Origin of the sequence: Cognatilysobacter lacus (genome assembly GCF_008274655.1) — a bacterium.
Lineage (GTDB): Bacteria > Pseudomonadota > Gammaproteobacteria > Xanthomonadales > Xanthomonadaceae > Cognatilysobacter > Cognatilysobacter lacus.
This window is the reverse complement of record NZ_VTRV01000159.1, coordinates 1-6,028: the sequence shown is the minus strand read 5'-3', so window position 1 is coordinate 6,028 and position 6,028 is coordinate 1. Positions and strand designations below refer to the sequence as shown.

7 protein-coding genes are annotated in these 6,028 nt (G+C 69.4%); 1 reads left to right on the top strand and 6 read right to left on the bottom strand.

All coding sequences use genetic code 11. The features are described from left to right. Both FW784_RS11940 and FW784_RS11935 read right to left on the bottom strand, forming a co-directional pair. Positions 1-468: VIT1/CCC1 transporter family protein (locus FW784_RS11940; protein WP_149353564.1), on the bottom strand; the 468-nt coding region annotated here is incomplete at its 3' end. Positions 469-479: 11 nt separating this feature from the next. Further along, a complete protein-coding gene (locus tag FW784_RS11935) occupies positions 480-2,144 on the bottom strand; it encodes a peptide ABC transporter substrate-binding protein (RefSeq protein WP_149353563.1) in 1,665 nt (554 codons plus the stop codon). Positions 2,145-2,275: 131 nt separating this feature from the next. Between FW784_RS11935 and FW784_RS11930 the strand changes: the two genes are divergently transcribed. Further along, positions 2,276-3,640 (top strand): glutamate--cysteine ligase, encoded by a 1,365-nt coding sequence (locus tag FW784_RS11930; RefSeq protein WP_149353562.1) that lies wholly within the window; start codon positions 2,276-2,278, stop codon positions 3,638-3,640. Here the strand turns inward: FW784_RS11930 and FW784_RS11925 are convergent. The 4 genes from FW784_RS11925 to FW784_RS11910 form a co-directional block, all read right to left on the bottom strand. Next, the gene (locus tag FW784_RS11925) at positions 3,634-4,308 is read right to left on the bottom strand and encodes an aquaporin (RefSeq protein ID WP_205123621.1); all 675 of its coding nucleotides are present in this window, start codon (positions 4,306-4,308) and stop codon (positions 3,634-3,636) included. The genes FW784_RS11930 and FW784_RS11925 overlap by 7 nt on opposite strands. Continuing rightward, positions 4,305-4,688, bottom strand: a complete 384-nt coding sequence (locus FW784_RS11920) for an arsenate reductase ArsC (RefSeq protein WP_149353561.1) — start codon at positions 4,686-4,688, stop codon at positions 4,305-4,307. The genes FW784_RS11925 and FW784_RS11920 overlap by 4 nt, the downstream gene beginning before the upstream one ends. Before the next feature lie 53 nt (positions 4,689-4,741). Next, complete coding sequence (locus FW784_RS11915; RefSeq protein ID WP_149353565.1) at positions 4,742-5,128, bottom strand: VOC family protein; 387 nt, start codon at positions 5,126-5,128, stop codon at positions 4,742-4,744. Positions 5,129-5,289: 161 nt separating this feature from the next. Beyond that, the coding region (locus tag FW784_RS11910) for a dihydrolipoamide acetyltransferase family protein (RefSeq protein ID WP_149353560.1) at positions 5,290-6,028 on the bottom strand (739 nt) is incomplete at its 5' end.

The following is a 6,028-nucleotide window of genomic DNA, read 5'->3' as shown; positions in this document are numbered from 1 at the left end:
GAACGCGGCGCCGGAGGCGAGGGCCGCCTGCAGCGGCCGCGCGCGCAGCGCCTCGGTGATGCCGAGCTCGTCGCGCGCATGGCTGCCGAGTGCGTCGTGCGCGGTGAGTTGCACGGCGACCTCGCGGGCGAGCGCGGGATCCAGGCCGCGACGCTCCCAGATCATCGCCAGTTCCTTGAGTTCACTCTCGGGCTGCTCCGCAAGTTCCCGGCGCTCCTTCGCGAGGTCCGCCGTCTCGACATCGGCCTGCGACTGCACGCTGACGTACTCCCCCGCCGCCATCGACATCGCGCCCGCCACGACGCCGGCAATGCCGCTCGCGAGGACCACCGCCGGTGTCGCGCCGCTGGCCGCAACGCCCACCACGAGCCCGGAGATCGACACGATGCCGTCGTTGGCGCCGAGCACCGACGCGCGCAGCCAGCCCGCGCGATGGGCGCGATGGGATTCGGGATGTCTGGGTTTCATCGCAGGCTCCTTCAGGGATCGAGCCGCAGCCAGCGGCTGGCGTGGTGATCCAGCGTATTGGCCTCGAAGCCGTGCACGCGCGCGTCGACGAGATGCTTCGATGTGTAGAAATACAGCGGGATCACCGCGTCGGATTGCAACACGCGCGTCTCCGCCGCATGCAGCCATGCATTGCGTGCGGCGGGCGAGCGGGCGGCGTCGGCGTGCGCGAGGCGCTCGTGCACGCCGGTGTCCGAGTAACCGGTCCAGTTGAGCGGGCCGTCACCGTCGAATGCCGTGAGGAAGTTGCGTGCATCGGGAACGTCGCCGATCCAGCCACCGCGAAACACCTGCGTGATCACGCGCTGCTTGCGATTGCCGACGAAGACCTTCCATTCCTCGTTGCGAAGCCGCACGCGTGCGCCGAGCACCCGCCGCCACATCGACGCCACGGCGAGCGCAAGCCGGCGATGCGGCGTGGAAGTGTTGTAGCGCAGCTCGATCTCCAGCGGCCGTCGCGCGTCGAACCCCGCCGCGCGATACAGCCTGCGCGCCTCGGCTTCGCGGCGCGCCTGCGACCAGCCGGCCCACGGGGTCGTCGCCGGCGCGTAGCCCTCGATACCGGGCGGCACCACGCCGAACGCGACGCGTTCGCCGAAGCCCGTCACGTGGTGCACCAGGATGTCGCGGTCGATCGCCAGCGACAGCGCACGACGCAGTGCATGCCCGCGATCGAGGCAGCCGTCGCGCAGCGGGGCGAGGCCACGTGGGCCTGTCGACGGCGGCATCGACACACGCACGCAGTCGCCGTCGCGATACGGCGCTACGGTCGTGTTGATGCCGAGCCAGAACGCGCCGAGATACGGCGATACGTGCAGCTGCGTACCGAAGCGACGGCGCAGCGCATCGAGCGGCTGCGGCGGCACCACTTCGGTGATGTGCAGGTCGCCGGCCGCGAAGCGCTGCATCTCGGCGGCGGCATCCTCGGTCACCTGGTAACGCACGCGCTCGATCGCGACGTCGCGCGCGTCGTGGAAGTACGCGTTGCGCTCCACCACGAGATTCGCCTGCGGCGTCCACGCGGCAAGCCGGTACGCGCCGTTGGAAACCAGCGCGCCGGGCCGCGTGTGTTGCGCACCGAGCCGCTGTACCGCCGGCAGGTAGACGGGGAAGGCGATCGGCAGCGTCAGCAGCGCCGGAAATGGCGCACTGCGGTCGAGATGGAAGACGACGGTGCGGGCGTCGGTCGCTTCGACGCCCAGCGACGACGGCGGGGCGTTCCCCGCCTGCACTGCCTTGGCATCGTGCAGCGCGTCGAACAGCTCACCGAACGGCGCGGCCGTCAACGGCAGGAACGCGCGACGGAAGCTGGCGACGACCTGCGGCGCGTCGAGCGGCTCGCCATTGCTCCAGCGCAGGCCGTCGCGCAGCACGAATGTCCAGGTGCGGCCGTCCGCTGACATGAACCAGCGTTCGGCCATGCCCGGCACCAGCCGGCCGCGCGCGTCCTCGGTCACCAGGCCTTCGTAGAGGTCGCGAAGCACGTTGCCGCAGGCGACTTCCTGGCACTTGTGCGCATCCAGCGTGGACGGCTCCGGCCCGTTGCCGCGCTCGAGCGTCGCCGCACCCGCAGCGCCCGCGATACCGGCGAGCAGGACGCCGACGAACAGGCAGGGACGGACGGGAGGGCGTGGCATCCACGCATTCTAGGCGTGCCCCGCTGCGACTACGCGCGCAACGCTGACGCCCTGCCGGTGCGACGTCAGGCCTGTCGTCCGGGGGCTAGACTGGCCGCCCTCCCGCCGTTGCGGGATATGTCGAGGTGCGCGTGTCCGGTCCCAGCCATGTCGATGACGTCGAAGTCGGATCGCGCGCCGAGCTCGTCGAGTTCCTTGCCTCGGGCGTGCGTCCGCCGTCCGACTGGCGCATCGGCACCGAGCACGAGAAGTTCGGCTTCCGCACCGACGACCTGCGCGCGCCGACGTTCGACGGCGACCGCGGCATCGAGGCCCTGCTGAAGGGGCTGACGCGTTTTGGCTGGGTGCCCGTGGAGGAAAAGGGCCGCGTCATCGCGCTGACCCGCGACGATGCCTCGGTATCGCTCGAGCCCGCCGGCCAGCTCGAACTGTCGGGTGCGCCACTGGAAACGCTGCACGAGACCTGCCGCGAGACCGGCACCCACCTGCGCGAAGTGCGCGAGGTCGCCGAGCCTATGGGCCTGGGGTTCCTCGGCATGGGCTTCCAGCCGAAGTGGCGACGCGACGAGATGCCGTGGATGCCGAAGGGTCGCTACAGGATCATGCGCGACTACATGCCGAAGGTCGGCACGCTTGGCCTCGACATGATGACGCGCACCTGCACGGTGCAGGTCAACCTCGATGTCGCGTCCGAAGCGGACATGGTCAAGAAGTTCCGGGTTTCGCTCGCGCTGCAGCCGATCGCGACCGCGCTGTTCGCCGATTCGCCCTTCACCGAGGGCAAGCCGAACGGCTTCCTGTCCTACCGCTCGCAGATCTGGACCGACACCGACAACGACCGCACCGGCCTGCTCGACTTCGTGTTCGAGGACGGCTTCGGCTACGAGCGCTACACCGATTACCTGCTCGACGTGCCGATGTACTTCGTCTACCGCGATGGCACGTATATCGACGCCAGCGGGCAGTCGTTCCGCGACTACATGGACGGCAAGCTGCCGGTGCGCCCCGGCGCGCGGCCGACGATGAAGGACTGGGCCGACCACATGACCACGGCCTTCCCCGAGGTCCGGCTGAAGAAATACCTCGAGATGCGCGGCGCCGATTCCGGCCCATGGAACCGCATCTGCGCGCTGCCGGCGTACTGGGTCGGGCTGCTGTACGACGACGCGGCGCTCGATGCGGCATGGGACCTCGTCAAGGACTTCTCGCTCGAGGAACGCCACGCCTTGCGCGACGGCGTGACGCGGCAGGCGCTGAAGCTGCCGTTCCGGGGCGGCACCGCGCTGGACCTCGCACGCGAGTCGCTGAAGATCTCCGCCGCTGGGCTGCGTCGCCGTGCACGGCTCAACGCGAATGGCGTCAACGAGTCGATCTTCCTCGCGCCGCTTATGGACATCGTCGAAAGCGGCCTGACGCCGGCCGAGCGCAAGCTCGAGCTGTTCCATGGCGAATGGAACGGCAGCGTCGACCCCGTGTTCCGAGAATTCGCCTACTGAGCCGGCTCGTCGTTGTTCGCGCCGAGCGCGCGGACGACGGCCATCGCCAGCAGCGCGCCGGCGAGCTGCGCCATCACGAAACCCGGCACGTCGGCGGGACGGATGCCGGCGAAGGTGCGCGTGATCGAACGCGCGAGCGTCACCGCCGGGTTGGCGAACGACGTGCTGGCAGTGAACCAGTAGGCGCCGAAGATATAGGCCGCGACCAGCGCCGGAATGGCTTCCGCACGATGCCGCAGGCCGAGCAGGATCGTCAGAACCAGTCCGAACGTCGCCACACCCTCGCTCAGCCACTGCGATGCGCCGGTGCGCGCATGGTCACCCCATTGCACGACGTCGAGGCCGAACATGAGGTGCGCGAGCACCACGCCCGCAGTGGCACCCGCGACCTGCGCGAGGACGTAGCCGGCGAACGCGCGGTTGTCGAGTTCACGACGCAGGCGAAACACCAGCGACACCGCCGGATTCATGTGCGCGCCCGAAATCGGGCTGAACAGCACGATCAGCACGTAGAGCATTCCGGCCGTCGCGCCGGCGTTCGCCAACAGCGCGACGCCGCGATTGCCGCCGGAGAGATCGAGACCCATCGTGCCGGAGCCGACCACGGTGGCCAGCAGCAACGCGGTGCCGACGAATTCGGCGAGCAGCCGGCGACTCAGCGGGATCACAGCGTGCCCAGCAATGCGATGACGCGCGCCTCGATGTCGTCACGCACGGCGCGGTAGCCGTCGTCGTCCATGTCGCGCGGGTCGGGGAGTGCCCAGTCGACGCGTTGCTTGGCCGGCACCCACGGGCAGGCGTCGCCGCAACCCATGGTCACTACCGCGTCGAACTCGCCGCCCGCTTGGTCGAGCGACTTGGAGCCGTGCGTCGAAAGGTCGTAGCCGCGTTCGGCCATGAAGCGGATCGCCTTGGGATTGATCACGCCCGACGGCCGCGAGCCGGCGCTCAATGCTTCGACGCGGGCGCCGCCGTGCATACGCGCGAAGGCCTCGGCCATCTGACTGCGGTTGGCGTTCTCGACGCAGACAAACAGCACTCGTTTCATGTCGGACCCCGGCAGCGGTCGCGAATTCTAGCGCTCGGCGCTGGCGAGCGCGCTCAGTCCCATCGGTTCGCCTCGCCGCGGCCGGCGTCCTCGCGCATGCGCACCACGCAGAAGCGTTGGCCGGTTGGCGCTTCCATCAGCCACCAGCGCTTCACGAATGCGACCTTGCGGGCGCCGAGCGCTTCGAGCCGCGCGACTTCGGCTTCGACGTCATCGGTCTCGATGTCGAGGTGCACGCGCGACGGGTGGTCGACCTTCTGCACTTCGACATGCAGGTTGCCCGGCGTGTCGCCGAGTTGCGCGTATTGGCCGGGCACGTCGCCTGCGTCGGGATTCGCGATGGGCATGCCGAGCGCCTGGCTCCAGAAGCGGGCGGCGCTGTCGAGATCGGGGGAATTGCAGTCGATGATGAAACCGGCGAGTCGGCTGCGGTGCGCCATGGGCATGCGTCCGTTCGGGGGGAAGGGCGAGCGTAGCGCGCGTCACGCGTGCGGCTGCGTCCGGTCGTCAGCCGGTCGCGCAGTCGAGTTGCGCGAAAGCCATCGCCGCAAACGACAACGGGCGCCAATCGGCACCCGTCGTTGCAACACTGCCGGATCGTTTACTGCGGGAGCGACAGATCGTCGAGCAGCGCCTTGAGGAAACGCGCGGCTTCGCCACCGGTCGCGGCGCGATGGTCGAACGTCAGCGAGATCGGCATGCGGCGATGCACTTCGATGCCGCCCATCACGGCGACCACGTCGTGGCACAGCTTGCCCGCGCCGACGATCGCCACGCACGGAGGCACCACCACCGGCGTCGCATAGCGGCCGGCAAACATGCCGAAGTTCGACAGCGATATCGTGTAGCCCGAGAGCTCGCTCGGCGGGATCGAGCGGTCGCCCACCTGCGTGCGCAGGCGCTGGATCGCGGTGCGGATGCCGCCGGCGTCGAGCATGTCGGCATTGCGCAGCGCCGGCACGAACAGGCCATCGTCGGTATCGACGGCGATGCCGATGTCGACGTGCGGATGCAGCGTGCGCGTGAGCGACTCGCCGTCGAACCAGGCATTGAGCGCCGGCACCGCCTTGCACGCGGCGACCATCGAGCGCACCAGGCGCGCGGTGATGTCCTGCTTGCCGATCCAGGCGTGCAGGTCGGCGTCGTCGACCAGCGTCGTCGGCACCACCTTCGAATGCGCATCGGCCATCACGCGCGCCATGTTGCGGCGCACGCCCTTGAGCTGTTCCGGCTGACCGGTCGCGACGACGCCCGGCGGCTGCGTGCGCATGGGCTTGCCCGACTGCGACATCGTGCTGCGCTGCGCGTGCTGCGGCGACGGCTGCGTCTGTTGCGGTGCC